22 protein-coding genes and 1 pseudogene are annotated in these 22,621 nt (G+C 49.4%); 10 read left to right on the top strand and 13 right to left on the bottom strand.

Features of this window, described 5'->3' with window-relative positions:
• Nucleotides 1–15: 15 nt before the first annotated feature.
• The 4 genes and pseudogenes from M3630_RS27185 (at nt 16) to M3630_RS27170 (ending at nt 3,922) form a co-directional block, all read left to right on the top strand.
• Nucleotides 16–1,074 carry a P1 family peptidase gene (locus tag M3630_RS27185; RefSeq protein WP_251254161.1) on the top strand — a complete coding sequence of 353 codons (1,059 nt, stop codon included), beginning with the start codon at nt 16–18 and terminating at the stop codon, nt 1,072–1,074.
• Nucleotides 1,075–1,145: 71 nt separating this feature from the next.
• Nucleotides 1,146–1,944 (top strand): annotated as a pseudogene (locus M3630_RS27180) (alpha/beta fold hydrolase).
• A gap of 114 nt (nt 1,945–2,058) precedes the next feature.
• The gene (locus M3630_RS27175) at nt 2,059–2,532 is read left to right on the top strand and encodes a hypothetical protein (protein WP_221867646.1); all 474 of its coding nucleotides are present in this window, start codon (nt 2,059–2,061) and stop codon (nt 2,530–2,532) included.
• A 64-nt stretch (nt 2,533–2,596) separates the two neighbouring features.
• Nucleotides 2,597–3,922 (top strand): serine hydrolase domain-containing protein, encoded by a 1,326-nt coding sequence (locus M3630_RS27170; RefSeq protein ID WP_251254178.1) that lies wholly within the window; start codon nt 2,597–2,599, stop codon nt 3,920–3,922.
• Between the two features lie 91 nt (nt 3,923–4,013).
• On the opposite strand, the gene M3630_RS27165 is transcribed toward M3630_RS27170, so the two are convergent.
• Entirely contained in the window at nt 4,014–4,355 is a 342-nt protein-coding gene (locus M3630_RS27165; protein ID WP_173608716.1) for a DoxX family protein, read from the bottom strand.
• An 85-nt stretch (nt 4,356–4,440) separates the two neighbouring features.
• Nucleotides 4,441–4,866 carry a MarR family winged helix-turn-helix transcriptional regulator gene (locus tag M3630_RS27160; protein WP_173608715.1) on the bottom strand — a complete coding sequence of 142 codons (426 nt, stop codon included), beginning with the start codon at nt 4,864–4,866 and terminating at the stop codon, nt 4,441–4,443.
• A gap of 208 nt (nt 4,867–5,074) precedes the next feature.
• Here M3630_RS27160 and M3630_RS27155 point away from each other — a divergent pair, with 208 nt between their 5' ends.
• Genes M3630_RS27155 through M3630_RS27145 form a run of 3 tightly spaced genes read left to right on the top strand, consistent with a single transcriptional unit; the run spans nt 5,075 to nt 8,196 of the window.
• Nucleotides 5,075–6,394: an ABC transporter substrate-binding protein gene (locus M3630_RS27155; protein WP_251254160.1), complete on the top strand. Its 1,320-nt coding sequence runs from the start codon at nt 5,075–5,077 to the stop codon at nt 6,392–6,394.
• An 18-nt stretch (nt 6,395–6,412) separates the two neighbouring features.
• Nucleotides 6,413–7,363: a carbohydrate ABC transporter permease gene (locus tag M3630_RS27150; RefSeq protein ID WP_251254159.1), complete on the top strand. Its 951-nt coding sequence runs from the start codon at nt 6,413–6,415 to the stop codon at nt 7,361–7,363.
• Nucleotides 7,363–8,196, top strand: coding sequence for a carbohydrate ABC transporter permease (locus M3630_RS27145; protein WP_251254158.1), 834 nt, complete (start codon nt 7,363–7,365; stop codon nt 8,194–8,196). The genes M3630_RS27150 and M3630_RS27145 overlap by 1 nt, the downstream gene beginning before the upstream one ends.
• On the opposite strand, the gene M3630_RS27140 is transcribed toward M3630_RS27145, so the two are convergent.
• From M3630_RS27140 to nikC, 10 genes are all read right to left on the bottom strand, one after another.
• A complete protein-coding gene (locus tag M3630_RS27140) occupies nt 8,193–9,071 on the bottom strand; it encodes a phosphotransferase family protein (protein ID WP_251254177.1) in 879 nt (292 codons plus the stop codon). The genes M3630_RS27145 and M3630_RS27140 overlap by 4 nt on opposite strands.
• A 72-nt stretch (nt 9,072–9,143) precedes the next feature.
• Nucleotides 9,144–9,590, bottom strand: a complete 447-nt coding sequence (locus tag M3630_RS27135) for a hypothetical protein (RefSeq protein WP_221867652.1) — start codon at nt 9,588–9,590, stop codon at nt 9,144–9,146.
• Between the two features lie 133 nt (nt 9,591–9,723).
• A complete protein-coding gene (locus tag M3630_RS27130; protein ID WP_251254157.1) occupies nt 9,724–10,617 on the bottom strand; it encodes a DMT family transporter in 894 nt (297 codons plus the stop codon).
• 22 nt (nt 10,618–10,639) lie between these two features.
• Nucleotides 10,640–11,968 (bottom strand): sodium:solute symporter family transporter, encoded by a 1,329-nt coding sequence (locus M3630_RS27125; protein ID WP_173608709.1) that lies wholly within the window; start codon nt 11,966–11,968, stop codon nt 10,640–10,642.
• Entirely contained in the window at nt 11,965–12,669 is a 705-nt protein-coding gene (locus tag M3630_RS27120) for a response regulator transcription factor (protein WP_173608708.1), read from the bottom strand. Before M3630_RS27120 ends, M3630_RS27125 begins: the two co-directional genes overlap by 4 nt.
• 4 nt (nt 12,670–12,673) lie before the next feature.
• Nucleotides 12,674–13,462 (bottom strand): sensor histidine kinase, encoded by a 789-nt coding sequence (locus M3630_RS27115; protein WP_251254156.1) that lies wholly within the window; start codon nt 13,460–13,462, stop codon nt 12,674–12,676.
• Nucleotides 13,463–13,557: 95 nt separating this feature from the next.
• A complete protein-coding gene (locus tag M3630_RS27110; RefSeq protein ID WP_229087987.1) occupies nt 13,558–14,553 on the bottom strand; it encodes an ABC transporter ATP-binding protein in 996 nt (331 codons plus the stop codon).
• 2 nt (nt 14,554–14,555) lie between these two features.
• Entirely contained in the window at nt 14,556–15,578 is a 1,023-nt protein-coding gene (locus tag M3630_RS27105) for an ABC transporter ATP-binding protein (RefSeq protein ID WP_173608706.1), read from the bottom strand.
• A 12-nt stretch (nt 15,579–15,590) separates the two neighbouring features.
• Nucleotides 15,591–16,511: a nickel ABC transporter permease gene (gene nikB, locus M3630_RS27100; RefSeq protein WP_142495485.1), complete on the bottom strand. Its 921-nt coding sequence runs from the start codon at nt 16,509–16,511 to the stop codon at nt 15,591–15,593.
• 13 nt (nt 16,512–16,524) lie between these two features.
• A complete protein-coding gene (gene nikC, locus M3630_RS27095) occupies nt 16,525–17,424 on the bottom strand; it encodes a nickel transporter permease (protein WP_173608704.1) in 900 nt (299 codons plus the stop codon).
• A 180-nt stretch (nt 17,425–17,604) separates the two neighbouring features.
• Here nikC and M3630_RS27090 point away from each other — a divergent pair, with 180 nt between their 5' ends.
• From M3630_RS27090 to M3630_RS27080, 3 genes are read left to right on the top strand one after another with little or no spacing between them, the layout of a single operon-like run.
• Nucleotides 17,605–18,840, top strand: a complete 1,236-nt coding sequence (locus tag M3630_RS27090; RefSeq protein WP_251254155.1) for an amidohydrolase — start codon at nt 17,605–17,607, stop codon at nt 18,838–18,840.
• A gap of 15 nt (nt 18,841–18,855) precedes the next feature.
• Nucleotides 18,856–20,079 carry an amidohydrolase gene (locus M3630_RS27085; protein ID WP_251254154.1) on the top strand — a complete coding sequence of 408 codons (1,224 nt, stop codon included), beginning with the start codon at nt 18,856–18,858 and terminating at the stop codon, nt 20,077–20,079.
• A gap of 34 nt (nt 20,080–20,113) precedes the next feature.
• Nucleotides 20,114–21,331: an amidohydrolase family protein gene (locus M3630_RS27080; RefSeq protein WP_251254153.1), complete on the top strand. Its 1,218-nt coding sequence runs from the start codon at nt 20,114–20,116 to the stop codon at nt 21,329–21,331.
• Nucleotides 21,332–21,703: 372 nt separating this feature from the next.
• Here the strand turns inward: M3630_RS27080 and M3630_RS27075 are convergent, their stop codons facing one another.
• A complete protein-coding gene (locus M3630_RS27075) occupies nt 21,704–22,591 on the bottom strand; it encodes a LysR family transcriptional regulator (RefSeq protein WP_251254152.1) in 888 nt (295 codons plus the stop codon).
• Nucleotides 22,592–22,621: the final 30 nt, after the last annotated feature.

Genomic DNA, 22,621 nt, shown 5'->3' with positions numbered 1-22,621 from the left:
AAAGGAATGGAAGGCATGACGAAAAAAATTCGGCGATTCGGTGCGACAATCGGGAGGCTGCCGGTCGGTGAGAAAAATGACATTACGGATGTAGCCGGAGTCCGAGTCGGACATGTGACGATCCAGCGTGAGCTAGACAACGGGGACTATGCATGCACCGGTGTGACAGCCATTTTGCCACATGGCGGCAGCTTGTTTCGCGAAAAGGTAACCGCAGCCAGCTATGTGATCAATGGCTTCGGCAAAACGACGGGACTCGTGCAGGTAAATGAGCTGGGGGTGTTGGAATCGCCGATCATGCTCACCAATACGTTTTCCGTTCCCGCGGTTGCGCAAGGGACTCTGCAATACATGCTGGATACAAACGAAGAAATCGGGGACACGACGGGGACGATCAACATTGTCGTGGGCGAATGCAACGATGGTCATCTCAATTCCATTCGCCGCTGTGTCGTGCGTCCAGAGGATGCTAGGGAAGCGATTCAGAACGCAACGGACCGGGCTGTAGAAGAGGGAGCTGTCGGGGCAGGGACGGGGATGGTTGCCTTTGGCTATAAAGGTGGTATCGGCTCGTCTTCTCGTATCGTGGCGGCTGAAGAGCAGACGTTTACATTGGGGGCTTTGGTACTCAGTAACTTTGGCAACAAGAATGATTTCTTGGGAGCAAATCTGTTCACAAGCTGCATAAGCAATGAAAACGCAGTGGAGAAGTCCGAGGATGGCTCCATCATCATCGTACTGGCGACAGATGCGCCGCTCAGTGATCGACAACTGCTTCGGGTAGCCAAGCGCGCAGGAATCGGCTTGGGACGCACAGGGAGCCATTTTGGGCACGGGAGCGGCGACATCGTCATCGCTTTTTCCACAGCCCAAAAGATTCCACATCAGACAACAGCCATTGCGGAAACGCGCGTACAACTACGCGAGGATCACCCGATCATGAACGAGCTGTTTGCTGCTGCGGCGGAAGCGACAGAGGAAGCGATCTACCATTCTCTTGCGCAAGCAGTCACAACTACGGGAAGAAAAGGACGCATCGTTCATGCGTATTCAAGTCAAGGCTTAGGAGAGTAATAACATAACCCTACAACTGGTGACATACCTTGAGTGTAAAGAGGCGCATGGTGTGAAACAGGAGGTAGGGTATGTACATTGAAGTCGAAAAGGGTGTCACAATTTTCGTTGAAGACCTCAATCCTGGTCCGAATAGCAAAACGATTTTTTTCGTTCACGGGTGGCCGCTCAACCATAACATGTTTTCCTACCAATTCAATGTACTTCCCCAGCATGGGTTCCGTTGTGTTGCCATGGAACGGCCAATCGGACAAACCATGGAGCGGCTATACGTATGATCGCTTGGCAGATGACATCTATGTTGTTTTGGAAGCATTACAGATAAGGGATGCTTTCTTGCTAGGCTTTTCGGTGGGCGGAGCCATTTCGATTCGGTATATGTCTCGGTATGAAGGGCGTCATATTTCCAAATTAGCGTTGGTGGATGCGGTTTCTCCGTCCTTTGTGAAAATGCCGGGTTCTCCATACGGCGTCTCGAAGGAGCAAGCGGAGGGGTTGATCAGTCAGATGTACGCCAATATGCCTGAGTTATTAAACACGGTTTCATTACAGTTTTTCAATCGAAATTTAGGGACTGCTACGCTCCAGTGGTTTGTCAAAATGGGGCTGGACTCCGCTTCCTATGCGCTCATCAAAATCATGCAAGCAGCAGCGAGAGAGAATGTAATCAATGACTTGAGCCAAATCAGGGTGCCAACCGGAATCTTTCATGGGATTCACGATCAACTGATTCCATTCAAAAGCGCCGAGCTCACCCAGCAGCAAATCAAAGGGTCAAAGCTGTTTCCGTTTGATAACAGTGGACACGGCTTGCCGATTTGTCAGGCGGATGATTTTAATAAGAAGCTGATCGAGTTTGTTCAATCCTAATTCCTAAGGGAACGGACAGCCGATATTTCTGCCAAAGTGCAGGATATCGGCTATTTCTTTTCGAATTTACCAAAATATATTATTCAATAGCACATGGAAAAACAACGAATAAGGATGGGGAAATTGAAGAAGAAACTGTGGATTTCTATACTACTTACAGCAATAGTTGTAGGAGGGTTTTATTCCCTTGTGAAAGGGAATCCTCCATTGGATATTGGTACCCTAGCTTCAAGCAATGATCATAAATCTGTTGTTGTGGGAATGGGTAATAAGGGCTTTGGTGAAGTGAAAATCATAGATGTTTCCGTGAATAACGATGAAAAACCATCAGAGACAAAAGTGCAGGTTAGTAATGCTTTACAAGGCTTCATCATAACGGATGATTATGATAATCCGGACTCCAAACCGTATGGATTTCAGAATATAGAGGATATAGCGATAAAAGCTGGCACAGCTACAAAAAGCGATGAAATGTATGGACTTAGTCTCATTCATCATGAAGCAATAAACAGAGTGAATATAAAGTACAGCTATCTTGGGATGACATTTGATGAAAGGGTGTTCTTTAAAGTGGGGGTAAATCAATGAGTCAAATGAAAGTAGCGCGGGAAGTAAGCGTGAAAAGGAGTGTTCCAAGGGCATGTTGAATGGAATGAACCACACAAGCGTTTCAGCTCTGGAAGCATTTGTGCAACAGTTCATGGAGAAGGAAAAGGTGCCGGGGCTCTCCCTTGGCATCTCCATGAATGGTGAGACCATCTATCAAAAAGGCTTTGGTGTCATCGATCTGGGAACGAATCAGCCCGTAACACCCGGGACCATTTTCGGCATCGCGTCGGTTACCAAATCGTTTACCGCTGCCGCCATCATGCAGCTCGTGGCAGAAGCTAAGCTGTCTGTTGACGACCCGATTCGCAGCTACTTGCCTGATTTACAAGTAAAGGGGTACATACATACTGACAAAATCACGATCCACCATTTGCTCTCTCATACTTCAGGGGTTCCACCACTGCAGCGCCGTGAAGAACTGACGAAACTCCCCGAGCATATTGCCTATTTGAACGAAGTCCAATTTGCCCCCCTTGGTATACCAGGTGAGTATATCAGTTACAGTAACGACATGTTTCTTCTGCTGGGAGCCATTATCGAGCGTATCACTGGGCAGCGCTACCGTACCTATGTAACAGAACGCCTGCTAGTGCCGCTGGAAATGAATCGCTCGACCTATAACCTAGAAGAAGTCGTTCGCTTTGCGGATGTCTCCGTCCCTTATATCAAAGGGGAGGAGCAGCAACTGAAAAAGGTACCATGGCCCACACTCGGCAATTATGAAGTGGGGGGAGGCATTCGCTCGAATGTCGTCGATTTGCTGAAATACGGTCAGCTCTATATCAATGCCGGGCGTTATAAAGAGCAGCAGGTAGTAGATGGAGCCTTGCTTAGAGCCATGTGGCAGCCGGTTCATCGACTGACAAAAGATGCCTGGTATGGCTATGCGCTCAAAACAACCCCCGGTTATGCAGGAATAACGCTAGTGGAGCATGGGGGAGGTCAGCCCGGAGTGTCGTCGAACTTTGGCTTCGTTCCGGAAAAAGGGCTAGTCGTCACTGTTCTTTCCAACCTGGAAAACGTGCCAATCCGAAACGTCTGGTTGGCTGCCGTGAATGCTGCCCTTGGTTTATCGCTTGCACACAAAGAAGACGAAGCCCTGCTCTATACGCCAACGAGAGAAGAGCTACAGAAACTCGTCGGGACGTACACGTCAGGGGAAGGCGGAAGATTGCGACTCTTCCTTCGAGATAATGCTCCTGTAGCAGAGGTAGCTGGTATGGAGTATGCGTTACGAGCCAGTAGCCACGATACGCTGATCGATGTACAAAATGGTCAACCCCTGCGCTTCTTTTTCAAAAAACAGCAACAAGCATGGGCGGTTCTTATGGGGCTGAGGATGCTCTGTAGGAGCGAAGACAAGTTCTAGGCTGACTCCATAAATGAAGCAGCGGCGACCGAAGACATGATCATAAAGTCTTCGACTCGCCGCTGTTATGACTGTATTGGGATTCCACTGTCTAGGCTAAATAATGATACGTCGAGATTAAAAAGGAGAGAATGCAAAGAACGAGTGCCGGTATTGCTTTCGGAAAAGGATCTCTAGCAATCACAAGTAGAATGAAGGCAGCTACCAACATGGTCACGCCTAAAAGCAATCCAGATAATAATGCCGCGATCGAAAACCATATTCCAATAATCAAGCCAATGGAACTGATGATCTCGATAAAGCCAGTTAAGAAGTTAAAGATGGGCGGGAGTCCAAAGCGGTCAAATTCATTCGCCATTTTACCGGAAATAATTTTTGTACCTGTAAACATAAAGAAGATCGCTACAATGACTTGCAAAACGATTAGGATCATGATGGCTTCCTCACTTTCGTTATTCATTATCAGACTAAGTGTATGCTATAGCATGTATTTGATGGAGAAAATACCTGATCTCTATTTATTCATCTTTTACGACTTGATAGAGTTTGTCGAGCAAAGCATGCAATTCCGCAATCTCTACATCGGTAAGGTTTTGCGTTACATGGTTATGCGCCTCGGTAACAACGGGTAGAAGCTTTGATTTTAGCTCCATCCCTTTGTCACTCAGTAACAAGTTATGTGAGCGTCGATCCGCGTCATTTAAAGTGCGAATGACGATTCCCTTTTTTTCAAGCGAGTAAATCATTCTGACGACGGTGGTTTGATCGCGGTCAATCGCGTCCGAAAGTTCCTTTTGTGTGATCGCTCTTTCTCCATCCATGACACTGAGAATGCCCCATTGCTCTGGCGTGATCTCCAATTGCTTTAACCTCTTCTTAAAATAGTTCGTCATTTTCATATCTGTACGGTGAAGAAGAAATCCAGTCAGATTGAATAATTCCATAGAGAATCCAAACCCCTTTGTTTATATGCTATAGCATATAAGATGCTAACGTATTTGTTCCCGTTAGTCAAATAAAGAGTGTCAGGGAAGCCTCATTGAAAAAAGAGTAAAGAAAACGAAAAAATGGGTAAAGATATTAAAACTTATAATTCAGAAAATTTAATATAATACGAACTGTCTAATAAAAAGATTATGAGGGGGTTCGTGTATGGGATTTCGTTCCTGGATTTCTGTGGCGCTCCAATTAACGATGGCGACAGCATTGCTTGTAGGCTGTAGTCAGCCGGCGGCCACTTCTGACTCAGCATCGCCGTCAGATGCGAATGGCGTCACGCTAAAAATGGTCGAGAGCATTACTAGCCCACAACGAACTGCGCTGTTAAAAGAAATGCTAACCCAGTTTGAAGCGAAGAATCCGGGGATCAAAGTCGATCTGATTTCACCTCCATTTGAAGGAGCGGATCAGAAGATCACGCAGATGCTGATGGCAAAAGAAGAGCTGGACGTACTAGAGGTACGCGAATTCAATGCCAAGCAGTTTTCGATGAACGGCTTTATTGAAAATTTGAAGCCCTACACAGACAAATGGCAAAATTACGATCAGCTGACTGACGTCGCCAAACGTCGAGCCACTTGGGTGGACAAAACTCCTTATTACATTCCGAATGGACTGTACCAGCGCGTTTTGTATTATCGGACGGACTGGTTTGAGGAAGCAGGGATCGAAGTGCCGAAGACGTGGGATGAGCTGTTGGTCGCAGCCAAAAAGCTGACGGACCCTGCCAAAAACCGCTACGGGTACAGCTTTCGGGGAGGAGCGACCGGGTGGGATTACGCGCTGATCACAATGTGGGCCTACAACGGGACAGAGGTCGACCCTGACTCTGCCTTTTTCATGAAGGATGGACGCACGCTCTTCTCCACCCCACAATCATTGCAAGCCATGCAGTATTACAAACAGCTTTACAAGGAAGCCTCTCCAAAAGATTCTGTGAGCTGGGGCTTTCAGGAGATGGTCCAGGGCTTTGTAGCGGGTTCGACTGCCATGCTGATTCAAGACCCTGACGTCATTGATGGAGCCAAGGAGAAGATGCAGGAAGGGACGTGGGCAACTGCTCCGATTCCGCTTGGTCCTTCGGGTGTTGCCCAACAAGTAGTCGGAGGACCGGGCTGGGGAATGACTTCGTACTCGAAGCACAAGGAAGAGGCGTGGAAGCTGATTGAATTCCTCTCTGATCCCGAACAGAGCACTCATTTTGCGAAAAAGACTTCCACAATTCCTGTCGTGAAAAGCGCGGCAGAAGATGAATTTTACAAGACGGGTTACTTCCAGCCGTTTATTGAGATGAGCCAGCAGCCGACGAAGTTCCTCGATGTTTCACGTCCTGTGGACTACAAAGGCTGGGGAGCTTGGCAAAGCACGGCGGATAAAGATATTCAGAGCTTTTTGCTCGATCAGCTCACCGCAGAGGACTTATTGAAAAAATGGGATCAATACTGGACAAAAGAAAAAGCCGAGCGAAAGTAGACGTGGGGGGATGGTAGCTTGGACACACAAAAACCCATCGTCATGATGACGAAGCAGGTTGTGCCGGAAGGGAAGAAATCGTTCCGAATCTCCAAAGAGGGTCGCTTTATATTTTTGTGCCTCTTGCCCGCCATTTTGTTTGTTTCCGTCTTTACGTATTATCCACTCGTGCGTGGAATCATCATGTCTTTTCAGAACTACACGCTTTTTGATTTGATGAATATTCAGTTCATCGGGCTGGACAACTTTGTGAACGTACTGACAAGCCCGGACTTTCCGCGTGTTGCCATGAACAGCTTTTACTGGGTGTTTTTCTCCCTTGTCTTTCAATTGCTGTTTGGATTCATGCTGGCCCTCTTGATGCGTAAAAAATTTCGCGGGAGAGGGATATACCAGGCGTTTGTCTTTTTCCCGTGGGCGATGTCCGGCTTTCTGATTGGGCTGATTTGGCGATGGATGTTCAATGCCCAGATTGGCGTTATTAACGATTTGCTCTTGAAAACGGGTCTGATCGATGCGCCGATCTCCTTTTTGGCGGATGGCACTTGGGCGATGGCTGCGGTCATTATCGCGAACATTTGGTATGGAATCGCCTTTTTTGCCATCATGATTCTGGCTGCCCTGCAATCGATCCCGGAGGAGCTATACGAAGCGGCGGCGATGGATGGAGCGGGGCGGACTCAGCAGTTTTGGCGGGTGACACTGCCGTATATCATGCCTGCGATGCTGGTGACGATCCTGTTGCGGGTCATCTGGATTCTCAATTTCCCGGACATTATTTACGCGATGACGAATGGAGCTCCTGCAGGCTCCACGCATATATTCGCTACCTACATGATCGATAAAGTCATCTTTGGACAAGACTACGGGCAAGCGTCGGCTGTGGGTGTCATCATCGTAGTGATTTTGATGTTGTTCACCATCTTCTACGTGAAAGCGACCAAAGTAGAGAAGGGAGGGGACTTCTGATGCACCGTGAACATCTAGGGTGGAGGACTGGCAGAGCAATTGTCTTGACCTTGTTTCTTGCGTTTGCGATTTTCCCGCTGTATTGGATTATCATTACGTCACTCAAAGGTCAAAAGGAAATCTTTTTGCTCCCGATTCAATATTGGCCGGAGCAGGTGACGTTGATCAACTACTTGGAGATCTTTCAGATTTCCCACTTTCAGGTGTACATCTGGAACAGCTTTCTCGTTTCCTTGGTCGCTTCGGCTATGGTCGTGTTCATCTCGATGCTCGGCGGTTACGTGTTGGCCCGCTTTTCGTTTACAGGCAAGCGTCAGGTGATGTTCGGATTTCTCGTCACCCAAATGATTCCGATGTTCATAGGCATGGCGCCGTTGTACATGATGATGTCCAAGATGCACATCTTAAACAGCCTGTTTTCGTTGATGCTCATTTACACGGTCATGCTCATTCCATTTTGTACGATCATCATGTCCGGCTTTTTCCAACGGATACCCAATGCCTTGGAGGAAGCGGCGATGATGGACGGCTGTTCCCGATTGAGCGCCCTGTTTCGCGTCATCGTCCCGATCATGCTCCCCGGAATTGCCGCCACATTTATTTTCGCCTTCGTTCAATGCTGGAACGAGCTGATTATGGCGGTTCTGTTCATTGATGAAGAGTCAGTCAAAACGATTCCCGTCGCGATGAATGCCTTCATCAAAAAATACGATATCGAATGGGGAGCGATGTCGGCGGCTACGGTGCTGTCAGTCATCCCGACGATGCTGTTGTTTGCGTTTTGCCAAAAGTACTTGGTGGAAGGGCTCACACAGGGTGCTGTAAAAGGCTAGAGGTAGTCCCGCATGCCAGCTTGGTACGCTGTCTCATCGTCGTTTTCCAAACCGAACAACGCTTCCTCCAAGGCAAATGTACTCCGGTAAAATCTCATCCTAGTCATCACCTGCTCAAGCTGGGGGTACACCGGAGTGAAATGCTGCAAGAACGATTCCCCGTAGCTCGCGCAGAGTCCTGCGAGATCGTAAGCAGGATCGCCTACACAAGAGCCGCCAAAGTCGATAATGCCTGTGATGCGTTGTTTTGCAGGGGAGTACAAGATATTCCCTGTGCCAAAATCTCCGTGAGTCAGGCAAGGCTGAAAATCAAAGTGAGCAGGGTCAGCCAGGTATGCTTCAAAGCGCTCTGCTACATCTTTCTTGGCTTGCTCACGCATGGCTGGGAACAACTGCGAAACAATCTGTTCATACAGCTCTGTCAATTGCTTGGCCATATCAAAATCACCAGGGATAAGCTCCGGGAGCAAGGCGGTGACGGGAAGCTGGTGCAGTTTATGAAGAAATTGTGCCAGCTGGGCAGCGACAGTCGGTAAGGAATGCGAGGCTGCTTGAAAAGCTTCTCGGGTAAAAGGCTCACCTTCGAGTTGCAGATATCCGGCAAACACCCGCCCAGGTATTTCCTCAGCAAAGGACAAAAAGATCGGAGCCGGAATCGGCAGGGAGAGATATGGTTTTACTGTGCGTAAAATGCTCGTTTCGATCTTCAGTTGCTCGATACCGGCGGAGTATTTCGGAAAGCGAAACACATACGCGTCATTGACGATAAGCACATCATTGTTTTGGCCCATCTTGTTAAAGTAAGCGGAAGTGATGGTCAATTCTGGATACATTGCTTGAATGTGTTGAATATACGCTTGCGTTGTCGTTGTCATCATGATTCTCCTTCCAATACCCCGCATTTCGAAAAAAGAGCACTCTCCCCTTAGGAAAGTGCTTTTTTGTATTTACGATGCTGCCAGTTCAAATCTGACGAGCGTTTCTTTGGTGTTTGCGAGCTTTTCTAGTTCAACAATTCGCCAGTTAGGGGAGATTGTCCTGCGCATCCACGCCAATGCGTCGTCTCGTAAGCGAACGCGGTGCAGTGCTGTTTCCTCAACGTGATAGTCACGCTCCGCTTGGATGTTGTAGCGTTTGTTCAGCAAAAATTTGATCCCGTTAAAAGTGGTGAACTTGATCTGGTAGCCTTCGCGAATCGCAGCTTCCAGCGTAGAGGGATCATTTTTGGACAGTTCAAAGAGATGGGTGTAATCGTACTTGCCGCCCTCCACGTCCGAAAAAGGCGCAGGGTCACCTTTTCTCAGCTTGTGGATGATTTCTTCATCGACGAATCCATGGGCACGGGCTGCCTCTAACAGCATCGTTTCCCACTGGGATAGTTTTACGGTAGACATGGACTGTCCCTCCTCTTAGCACGATGTAACGGTACAGATTCGCCCGCTTTCTCCCAGTATAAAGCAATGAAATTGTACTTCTCAACTACAATTCCGACTGTTTTACTGTGAAAAGTGCGGCGAACTGCTTTGCTCAGGATGAGAGTGAGGAGAGGTTCTTCTTTTCACGCGGCTCCTTGGAGGTTGTAGTCAAGGTCACGCCTGCAATGATGAGAATCGCACCGAAAAACTGTACGGCTGTTACAGGCTTTGCCAGCAATAATAAGCCGAAAAGCATGGCGATAAATGGTTCGAGATTGGCAAACATCGCGGCTTTGGCAGCCCCTACCTTCTGTAGTTGGCTGTTCCAGATTAAGGTCACTATGCCGTGCATAACGACAGCGGTGACAAACAAGAGAAGCCAGGATGAAAGGCTGGTGCTTACCGTAGCCGTAGGGATGCTGATCAGGACAAAAGGCAGCATCGATCCGAAGCCGATCAAATTGGATACGAGCGTCGTCACGAGTGGAGGGAGTCGATGTCCCAACAACCTGACGAGGATGATCGAGGTAGCGAATGTCAGCATCGTCAATACAATCCAGAGGATACCGACATCAAAATGCAGCTCTGCCCCTGTATAAATGACGAATAAAACGCCTGATGTACCGATCACCGAACCGATTGCCAAGCGACCGGTCAGTGATTCTTTCAAGAATAAGGCAGCCAAGAGAGCGGTAGTAATCGGCGTCAATGCCAGGATCAGGGCAGAGGTGGTCGGATCAGCTGTAACGAGCCCTTTGTAGAAGGACCACTGGTTAATGAATACGCCGACAACTCCCAATACCGCGAGCAAAAGCCAGTCCGTACGAGAGAGCTTTGGCATTTTCAGACGTCCTCTGGACCAGATGAGCAGAAACAACACGATAAACAAGAGACGCATAGCTGACAAAAAGAGCGGAGAAAACTCGGCGACGAGCATTTTCCCGAAGACGAAATTGCTGCCCCAAGCGGTTACGCAAAAAATGAGCAGCAAGTAGGAGCGTAGCATAGGATTCGTTCCTTCCTGTGGGTCAGCGAGTGTGATCCGGCGTTCGGATGTACCGTTTCCATAGCCAGGTCATGGACAAGTAGGCCGTTAAAACCAGAGCTGTACATAAGGAGGCAATCCAGATTGCCATCATCGGATCGACGTACATCCGGCTGCTATAGCCTGCGACGAATCCCATTACTGCGCTGATCAAAATGAAAGTAGGTGCTTTTCCCTTTGTCAAAACAATGACGACGACAGGCAAAAACAGCGAGGCATACATAATGCCAAAGAAGAACAGTAAATCCAGCAAGGTCGGCTTGAAGTAGATCGTCAAACCATACGAAAGAGCACCGATGGCAATGGCAAGGATGTAGCCCAAACGTATTTTTTGCCGTTCCGAAGCGTCTGGGCGGAACAGCTGATACACATTGTTGACCATCAGACTGATCATGGAATGAAGACCTGCACCGAAAGCGGACATGATTGCTCCAAAGGCACAGAGGACAAATAATACAAGCAAGATCATCGTGTCAATCTTGCGTACGAGATCAAACAACAGCGAGTAGATATCATCAAATCCGCCCGTAAAAAGGACGATGATGATCAGCGAGGAGAACGCCAGGGGTACGGTGGCAAAAATGAGCCCGGACACCAGAAAGGTAGGGACGATCTTTTTCTCTTCCATCATATAAAGCCGCTGCCACGATGCCTGATCGACAAACACTTGACCAAACCCGATCAACAGTCCGGTAATGATAAAAAAAAGACCCTCGTTGTTGTTGAGCACCAGAAGGTAAGGATGGTACAGGCGCAGTCCGTTATAGACGTGCTCGACACCTTTTCCGACGAAAAAGTAGACGGGAATCAGGATAATGGCTGCAAACGTAATGACAATTTGCACGATGGCAAACCGATGGATCGAGCGGATTCCCCCGATGCCTGCAAACAGCACACAAAACCCGAAAAAACAGAGCAAGCCGAGCGGGATCGGTAAGCCAAACAAGATGTTGAGCAATACGCCCCCAGCCATCCCCTGAACGAACATCGCTTCGATCGTCGTAATCAAAAGGATGATGATCATCAACCAGTAACCAAACGGATGCAGCTTGTCCCGCATGTAATCCCCGATGGTCATCCCTTCTGACAACTCACGCCGGACCTTTCGCCCAAGCAGTCCAAACATACTGAGGGCAAATGCTCCCATCAAAGCGAAGCCGATCCCGCCAAATATTCCGTATTTGACGAGTGCTTCCGGTGAACCGAAGATCGTGTTTCCGGTCACCCAGCGGGCGAGGATCGAGACGACCCCAAGCCCGATGCCGATCTTTGCTGCACCTACCACGTATTCGCGAAACGATAAGTAGGTCAAGATACATTCCCCTTGTCCCGGTATTCTTTCGGGGTTTTCCCCACTACCTTGCGAAAAATGGTGCTGAAATAGTGTTGGCTGTTGAAGCCAGTCCGCTCGGCAACCGTCGATATGCTCCAATCAGGATGAGCAATCAGGAACTTCTTCGACATTTGAATGCGGTACTGCATTAAATACTCAGAGAATGAGACGCCTACTTCTTCATGAAAACGGCGGCTCAAATAGGTAGGATTGATATGGACTTCTGCGGCAAGATCAGCCAAATTCAGCTTCTCCGCGAATTTTTGATGAATGATGTTCATCGCATCAGAAATAATTCGGGTGTAAGCAGAGAGGGCAGGGCTCTTCTGATATTTTTTCAGAATGTCGACCAGCTCGCTCTCAATGACGGGCTTCGTGATGTAATCCACGACACCGAGGCGGATCGATTGTTTGGCATAATGAAAATCTTGATATGCCGTTACAATGATGAGCTCGATGTCTTTGTGCTGGGCTCTCAGCTCCTCGCCAAGCACCAGCCCGGATTTCCCCGGAAGATTAATGTCCAGAAAGGCGAGATGAAGAGGAACCTTCTGGCTGATCGCCATGGCCTTGCTGCCATCTGCGGCCTTGTAGAATTTCCACAAGGGGAACATGGGCTGAATCAAATACTCGAGTTGGTCCAGCTCCAATGGTTCGTCATCCACGAGTAATACGTTCATCTTCTCACCTCAGATCGATTTGTTCATACGTACAGGGCCACCTGACAGACACAAGAGTTCCTCCCTCAGATATCGGAGCAAGCTCCAGATGTGCATGATCACCAAAACAAAGGTGGAGCCGTCTGCGGATGTTATCCAACCCGTGACCGCTCTTCTCATGTGGCTGTTCGGTTTCGATCTCACTTTCATTCTGGAATGCTGTAAGTCCGGAAGAACCGTTGTCGATGACCGTAAGCAGGACATCGTCATCTTGTCGGCTTATGCGGATGTCTATGATAGCTTCGCCCATTTTTCGTTCCAATCCATGCTTAAATGCGTTTTCCACGAGCGTTTGCAAGACGAATGGCGGTATGGATGCCTGCAAGAGATCATCTGCACAATCTAGCTGAACCCGGAGCCGATCGCCGAAACGCAGCTTTTGAATCTCCAAATATTGCTCCGTGTACGTAATCTCCCGCGCCAATGAAATCAACGGCTCTGTGGATTTGTATTTGAATTTGAGAAACTGGGAGAGGACTTCGAGCGCTCTCACCAGTTCCTTCGTTCGGTTTAATCGCGCCAGACTCAGAATGACATTTAGCGTATTAAACAAGAAGTGAGGCTGGATTTGTTGATTCAATTGATTGTAGAGCGCTTGCTGAAGCTCTTTTTCCAGCTCGATCTTTAGATTTTTGTTTTCTAATAGATCAATCCGCTTCTCGAAAATAAACAGAAACAATAAAGCAATAGCTCCTACGATAGGAGCCAAAATAAACAGCAGAATGAGTAGTGTGAAACCTTCGAAGCTTATCATGAGATCCCTTCTGTATAGATAGATTTTGCAGTTACCATCATATCATGCTGCTACGTGATCTCTTGCGTTTTTAGAAAATTTTAATCTCTCTATGATTAGACTTGGGCAAGGTGGCAGGCGACTTGGTGCGTGTCGTGCAAACTCGTCAGCCCAGGTACTTCTGTTTTGCAGCGATCAATCGCATACGGGCAACGCGTATGGAAGCGGCAGCCCTGAGGAGGATTGATGGGAGAAGGTACATCTCCGCGCAAAATGATCCGCTCCTGCTTTTTGTTGATATCCGGAACGGGGATCGCAGACAAAAGTGCCTGCGTGTAAGGATGCTGCGGGTTGTCGAACAGCGACTTTTTATCCGCGATCTCTACCACTTTACCGAGGTACATCACCATGACGCGATCCGAGATGTGACGAACGACGCCGAGGTCATGGGAGATGAACAAATACGTCAGCTTGAATTGCTTTTGCAACGATTTCAGGAGATTCAGCACTTGAGCCTGAATGGATACGTCGAGTGCCGATACGGCTTCGTCACAAATGATCAGCTTCGGCTGCATCGCGAGCGCACGCGCAATCCCGATTCGTTGGCGTTGTCCACCGCTGAACTCATGCGGGAAGCGGTCAATTTGGTCCGGACGCAAGCCTACATAGCCGAGCAGCTCGATAATGCGATCACGGCGTTGATGGGCAGGTACGATATTTTGAATCGCCAACGCTTCTCCGAGAATAGCGGATACAGATTGGCGCGGGTTGAGCGAAGCAAATGGGTCCTGGAAAATAACCTGCAAATGCTTGCGCATGTCGCGCATTTGCTTCTTGGACATCGCCAGTAGATCTTGTCCCTCGAATAGTACCGTTCCGCTCGTCGGTTCATCCAGGCGGAGGATGGCACGACCGGTAGTAGATTTGCCACAACCGGATTCGCCTACAATACTCAGTGTTTCTCCTTCATGGATCGTGAAGCTGATGTCATCCACGGCTTTTACATGGTTGACGGTACGGCCTAAAATGCCGCCTTTGATCGGGAAGTGCTGCTTGAGATTTTTTACTTCCAGCAGTGGTTTTTTCGTTGGATTCGCTTGTGTCGTCATCATGATCATACCCCCACTTCCGTAGCAGTCTTGGTGTCGCCGTCCCACTCAGACGTATACATCCAGCAGCGTACTTTGCTTCCGTCTGCATACTCCAAGAGCTCTGGAAGCTTCGTATGGCACAGCTCTGTTGCATGCGGGCAGCGTGGAGCGAAGCGGCATCCAACTGGCATGTTGAACGGACTTGGTACATTTCCTTTAATCGCTTGCAGCTCTTCTACATCCTCATCCAGACGGGGGAGGGAATTCATCAGCCCTACTGTATAGGGATGGCGTGGATTCGCGAACAGATTTTGTGCAGTCGTGTACTCCACCACTTTTCCTGCGTACATGACCGCAACGCGATCGCATGTTTCAGCAACAACGCCTAGATCGTGGGTAATCATGATAATACTCATGCCCATTTCGACTTGCAGCTTTTTCATCAGCTCGAGAATCTGAGCCTGAATGGTAACGTCCAAAGCGGTCGTCGGTTCATCCGCGATCAAAATTTCCGGGCGGCAGGCGAGAGCCATCGCGATCATGACCCGTTGACGCATACCCCCAGACAATTCATGCGGCTCTTGAGTCGCGCGTTTTTCCGGGGAAGGAATACCGACCAGACGCAGCATGTCTACTGCCTTGTCCCATGCTTCCTTCCGTCCCATGTTTTGGTGCAGGCGCAATACCTCTGCAATTTGCTCCCCAACCGAATAAACCGGATTCAGCGAGGTCATTGGCTCTTGGAAAATCATCGAAATCTCGTTGCCGCGGATTGCGCGCATGTCTGCTTCCGATTTTTTCGTCAGATCTTGCCCTTTGAAAAGGATTTCTCCTCCTACAATTTTTCCCGGAGGACTGGCAATCAAACGCAGGATCGAGAGGGAAGTGATACTTTTTCCACAGCCCGATTCTCCTACCAGACCTAGTGTCTCTCCTCTATTTAGAGAGAAATCAACGCCGTCCACTGCTTTACTGACGCCATCTTCTGTGAAAAAATGCGTTTGCAGATTGCGAACGTCCAGGATGATATCTTGTTGTTCCGGCATGGTGATCCCTCCTTAGTTCAGATCAATTCGTTTATTAAAGTAGCGATACAATACATCGACGAGCAGGTTCACGAACACGAAGATAATGGAAGCGATCAGTACGCCGCCTTGTACGACAGGCAAATCACGCATGCGGATCGCATCGACGATCAGACGGCCCAAGCCGTTAATGGCAAAGACAGATTCTACGAGAACCGTACCACCCAAAAGGAAACCGAACTGCAAGCCCACGACGGTAATAATCGGGATCAGCGCGTTTTTCAAAGCATGCTTGTAAATGATGACTGTTTCACGCAAGCCCTTTGCTTTCGCTGTGCGGATGTAGTCTTGACGTACGACGTCGAGCATACTGGAGCGAGTCATACGAGCAACGATGGCAGCCCCGGCAGTACCGAGTGTGATCGCTGGCAAAACCATGTGCTTCCAGGTGCCCCAGCCTGCGACCGGGAAGAGTTGCAGCTTGACGGAGAACGTGTAGATCAAGCTCAAGCCGAGCCAAAAGCTTGGCAAGGATACACCGAGCAAGGCAATGACCATGATCGTAATATCTGCAGCAGAGTATTGCTTGGTAGCAGAAATAATCCCTGCGATCATCCCGAGGACAACCGTTACAAAAATACTGGCAACGGCGAGCTCGATGGTAGCAGGCAAGCGTGCCATAATCTCATCCCACACGGGGAGATTGGAGCGAAGTGATGTCCCTAGATCGCCTTGGAACACATTGACAACATACTGCGCGTACTGAACCATAATCGGCTGATCCAAGCCGAGCTGAGTGCGCATTTTCGCAATCGTTTCTGCAGAAGCGCCTTCACCAGCAAGCAATACAGCCGGGTCGCCAGGAACCATTTGCATGATCAAAAAGACGACCAGAATAACACCGAGCAGGACGGGAATCATCTGCAGCAGGCGACGGGTAATGTAAACAAACATGTAGCATTCCCTCCTATTGTTTCATTCGTGGATCGAGAGCGTCCCTGAGGCCGTCCCCAAAGATGTTGAAGCCGAGAACAAGAGTTGCAATAGCGAAACCAGGGAACATGGCCAGATGCGGAGCGGTAAACAAGAAGTCGCGTCCGTTACTGAGCATGGCGCCCCACTCCGGCAGAGGAGGCTGTGCTCCCAGTCCGAGGAACGAAAGGCCAGCCGCGGAAAGAATCGCAGTAGCGAGGCGCATCGTTGCCTGTACAATAATAGGAGACAAAATGTTTGGAAAAATGTGTCTAAAGATAATCGTGAAGTCATTGGCACCGAGTGAGCGGATCGCATCGATGTACTCCAGTTTTTTCACGGTCAAGGTTGAGCCGCGGACGATCCGTGCAAATACAGGAATCGAGAAGATACCAACGGCGATCATCACGTTAAAGAGACTTGGCCCTAAGGCACTGACAATGGCTAGAGATAGCAAGATTCCCGGGAAGGCGAGCAGGACATCGATGATACGGGAGATGACTGTATCTACCCAGCCCCCGTAGTAACCGGATAATAAGCCGAGAATAATTCCGAAAAATGCACCAATAAAGACGGCAACAAATCCGACGGACATCGAGAGCTGTGTCCCGTATAAAAGACGGCTCAGTACATCCCGACCTTTGTCATCGGTACCCATCCAGTGTTCAGAAGATGGTGGCTTCAACTTGTTAACCAAGTCAATCTCATATGGATCATGGGGAGCGATAAATGGTGCCAACAGGGCAATCGCGATGTAAAAAATCACGATACAGCCGCCTACCATGGCGAGTTTGTTTTTTCGTAGTTTCCTGTAAAAAGTCCGCCATCTGCTAGGGCGTGCAGCCGCTGCTTTCGGCGGAAGAGCTTGATTGGTTGGTGCGATCTCAACCTTCATGGTGTAACCCCTCCTTTGCTTACGTCAAAGTTATCAGAAAAATGTACGAAGTAAAGGCAATTTGAACAAGTCGTAAAAATAGTGAAAATAGACGTAAAGATTGTGCAAATCAAGTCTTTCCGCTTCCTAGATAATGGGGGAGAAAGGAATGGAGAGAGACAAAGAGAGGGTGGATAATGGATGGGCGTTACCTATTGGTTGACCAATGTTCGTTTGGAGACGGGCTACCGTCGGGAAAACGGTGTCGTCACGGGGACAGAGGCATCCTTGTTTCACATTTTGGTTAAAGACGGAAAATTCGCGCGTATTGTACCAGCGACAGAGAAGCTTACAGACGATATTTTGCAAAAGGATGCAAAAGGCTTATTGGCACTCCCATCTTTCGTAGAGAAGCATGTTCATTTGGACAAGACGCTTCAGGGAGAACCATGGCGGGCTGTTATTCCTGTGTCCAATATCATTGAACGCTGTGAAATAGAAAAGCGCACACTGCCGGGATTGCCGACAACTACACAAGAGCGTGCGGAGAATCTGCTGGAGATCCTCTTGTCCTATGGCTCGACACATGTGCGTACACATGTGGACATTTACCCGGAAGTGGGAATCTCCAATTTGGAATCAGTAAAAGCAGCATTAGCAACCTACGCGGATCGAATCACCCACGAGATCGTGGCATTCCCGCAGCATGGCTTGTTGCGTACAGACGCAAAAGCACTCTTGCGTGAGGCATTGCGCCAAGGTGCGACTCATGTCGGGGGCGTGGACCCAGCTAATGTGGATGGCGATATAGAAGAATCCTTGCACCAAATGATGGAGCTGGCGGTAGAAGCAAACGCAGGTGTGGACTTGCATTTGCATGACCCGGGACATTTGGGAACCTACACAATGAAGCGACTGGCAGCAATGACCGTGGATGCTGGCTGGCAAGGCCGCGTAGCAGTCAGCCATGCGTTTGCGCTCGGAGACATCCCAGTGCAAGAAGCAGAAGAGATGGCGACGATTCTGCGGGAAGCAGGCATTACGATTATCACCAGCGTGCCATTTAGCCGCGTGATCCCACCTGTACAGCTACTGCACCAAAATGGGGTAGACGTTGCGGTCGGCTGCGACAACATTTTTGACACCTGGCAGCCATACGGAAATGGTGATGTGCTGGAACGCCTCTGGCGACTGGCAGAACGCAATCGTTGGCTGGACGAGCTGTCTCTGTCTCAATCTCTGCGTTTTATCACGGGTGGCAAAACGACGCTGGATGCCAACGGAACACAGCTATGGCCTGCACAAGGGGAAGACGCTAGCCTGATCCTCGTGGATGCGACCTGCTCGGCAGAAGCGATTGCGCGCCGTGCAGATCGACACGCTGTATTCTTCAAAGGCAAGCTCGCTTCTGGGCAAGTGGAAGAAGTGAACGTTTAAGAGGGGGAAAAGCCGGTGAAATCTTCTCCTTATTGGATCGTCAACGCTCGACTGGAAATCGGGTATGAGAGGGAAGAAGGCGTGATCAGTGGAACGCGGACAGAGCTGTGCGATTTGCTTATTGAGCATGGAAAAATCACACGCATTGTCCCTTCCAGTGAAATTTTGGAGGATGGGCTGCCTAAAAAGGACGCGAAAGGCTTACTGATCTTGCCGTCTATGGCCGAGAAGCACATTCATCTGGAAAAAACGTATTACGGCGGCCCATGGAAGGCAACAACTCCCGTAAAAAACTTGTTCGAACGCCACGCTGAGGACAGAGGGCTGTTGCCGATGTATCTCAAGCAGGCACAGACAGGAGCAGAAAATATTCTCTCGCTGCTGGTGGAAACAGGAGTGACGCATGTTAGAACGCATTGTCATGTGGACTCACAGGTTGGTCTTGGGTTTATGGAAGGAATGAAAAGTGCGTTTGAGACGTATGCAGACCGTGTCTCCCACGAAATTGTTGCTTTCCCGCATTATGGGATGCTGCGTACACAAGCACGCGACATGGTACGTGAGGCACTGCGTCAAGGCGCCACTCATGTAGGCGGCGTCGATCCGGGTGGAGTAGACGGCGACATCGAGCGTTCCCTGCAAACGATGCTAGAGCTGGCAGTCGAAGCAGATGCCGACATTGACATGCATTTGCATGATCCGGGGCATCTCGGCGTGTTTACGATGAAGCGCCTCGCTGCTCTGACGGAAGAGGCAGGCTGGCAGGGACGTGTCACGATTAGTCACGCGATGGGATTGGGCGATGTATCACAGGAGGAAGCTAAAGAGATGGCACAACGACTCGCCTCGCTTGGCATTTCTATTGCATCGACCGTGCCAATCAATCGCCCGACCATTCCGATTCCGTTGCTGCATCAAGAAGGGGTTGCCGTCATGCTCGGCAACGATAGCCTGACAGACAACTGGACCCCCTTTGGCAGCGGAGACTTGTTGGAAAAAGCAGGACGACTGGCAGAACGCTTCCGCTTGACGGATGAAAGATCGTTAGGCGTAGCACTCGGCTTTGTGACAGAAGGGCGGATCACTCTCGATGACACCGGGAATCGCCTGTGGCCATTGGCTGGAGATGAGGCGAGCCTGATGGCGGTCGAAGCGACATGTTCAGCAGAAGCAGTTGCGAGACGTGCGAAGCGCAAGGTCGTGCTTTTCCAAGGCAACCGGGTAGCGGGTGAGTGGTAGTACTACTTTTAAATAGAAAGGATGTCATGGATAGATGTCTACAGCCTATTGGATAACCAACGTCCGCTTGGAGAGCGGATACCGCAAAGAAAATGACAAGGTGGTTGCTACAGATACTGAAGTGGCGCATCTATTAATCGAAGACGGACGAATTGCGCAGATCGTGAGTGGAGCCGCTCCACAAACCGAGCTGCCAACGAAGGATGCCAGCGGTCTGTTGGCACTGCCGTCATTTAGGGATATGCACATCCACATCGATAAAACGTATTATGGCGGCCCTTGGAAAGCCGTGACGCCAGTAAAAAACATCTTGGGTCGACTGGAAGAAGAGAGCCAGCTCATGCCGAAGCTGCTGCCAACAGCACAAGAGCGCGCAGAAAAAATGCTGGAATTGCTGCTGTCCGCAGGCTCCACCCATATTCGCTCCCATTGTAATATCGATCCGTACATCGGACTCAAAAACCTGGAAGCGACGATGGCAGCACTGGAAACCTTCAGCGGCAGATTGCAGTGCGAGGTCGTTGCCTTCCCGCAGCAGGGGCTTCTGCGAAGTAACCAGGTGGAGAACATCCGCCAAGCCTTGAAGATGGGTGCGACCTACGTTGGCGGTGTAGACCCGGCGACCGTGGATCAAAACATTGAGAAATCGCTCGCTACCATTTTTGAGCTGGCAGTGGAAGCGAATGCACCCATCGACGTTCATTTGCATGACCCGGATCATCTCGGGGTGTTTACATTCAAGCGTCTTGCTAAAATGACCGAAGAAGCAGGGTGGCAAGGTCGGGTTACCATCAGCCATGCCAATTCCCTTGCAGACATCAGTCTGGAAGAAGCAGGGGAAGTAGCAGAAATGCTCGCTGGCTTGGGCATTTCGATCACTTCCACTGTACCTGTGAACAGAGGGACGATCCCGATTCCATTGCTGCATGAAAAAGGCGTGTCTGTTTCTCTCGGAGACGACAGTATTACCGATCACTGGTCGCCATTTGGTCAAGGTGACAGCTTGGAAAAAGCGGGCCGATTGGCTGAGCGCTTCCGCATGCAGGACGAACGTTCCCTGTCCCAAGCACTGGGCTTCATTACAGGTGGGAAAACGCCGCTGGATAAAGAGGGCAACCGCCAATGGCCGAATGTTGGCGACGAAGCGGATATTGTATTCGTTCATGCATCCTCGGCAGCAGAAGCAGTTGCACGCCGCGCGAAGCGCCAAGCTGTGATGTTCCGCGGGAATGTCGTTTCTGGGGCTTTGTAAGATCGAAAAGAAAATCTATAACAAAAACAGACACGCGATTGTGACGTGTCTGTTTTTGTGTTCATTTGCCTGCACCTAAAATGCATGGCACCAGCACAAAGGATCATCTCCCCCACAATGTGGGCAACACCCCCCTGTATAGCGAAGTCGAATTTGATCTGAATGGAGCACACCATAGTCGGTAATCGGTTCGACGCCCGGGATTGGTTCGTCCGGGGTCTCGCGCACTTTCATGTCCGACCACTTTCCGCTCCAGGAACATATACGGCACGTTAATCTCTCAGCTGTAGGGTGCAATGCATTCTCGATGACGATCATACATTCTTGACTGTTGGTATTACAGGTAGGACAATCGTGAAGTTTCATGATTCATCACCTCTCAAGTTTGCATACATCCTCAAAATAATCGACAATAACCTCACGGAATTCTTGGGCAGCGCGCGAAATGTACCGACTCTTGTGCCATAATAATGCGATTTCCCGTACCAATTCGTGATTCTCGACTCTTAGATACGAGATTTGTTCACGAGAATCTCTTGCCGTGCTTGGTATGAAGGCTATGCCGATTTCTGCTTCCACCAGTTGGATCAGCCTTGCAGGTTCATCTCCCTCATACACATAGGTGGGTGCGAATCCAACCGACTTGCATATAGCGTCCACGAGATCGCGTGTACCGTACCCTTTCTTGACACCGACAAACGATTCATCCTTCAGCTCTGTCAAAGATACGATGCTTCGGTCTGCCAGTCGATGTCCCCTTGGAACAGCTACGAGGATAGGGTCAATGAACACGATTTGACATTCGATGTCATCGTCTTGTACAGGAGGGGAGGACAAGCAAAAATCGACCTCTCCTCTATGAAGAAGCGTAACCATTTCCTGGGTGGTCAGCATTTGTACATGAAATTGGATATCAGGCCGCTTTTTCCGAAACTCGCGAAGGATATTCGGCAGCGTGCTTGCAGTAGTCACCGCTAATTCAAGAGTACCATGCTCCGGGTTGGATAGGTCGCGAAGCTCCAGTTTCCCTTGTTCCAATTCAAACAGAGCTCTTTCCACCCGACAGAGGAATTTGCTTCCGAACTCATTCAGACGCAGCTTTCTCCCTGTACGATCAAATAGCGGGACTCCCAGATCGTCCTCTAATCGTTGAATCGTTTTACTAAGGGACGATTGGGTCACATGCAGGCTTCGTGCAGCTTCGGTCACATGCTCCATACGAGCAACGGTAAGAAAGTATTGCAGTTGAAGAAGTTCCATTTAGTTCCTCCATTCATTCCTTTGAATCAA

Origin of the sequence: Brevibacillus sp. MER 51 (assembly GCF_023714195.1) — a bacterium.
Taxonomy (GTDB): Bacteria; Bacillota; Bacilli; order Brevibacillales; family Brevibacillaceae; genus Brevibacillus.
This window is presented reverse-complemented; position numbering and strand designations above follow the sequence as displayed.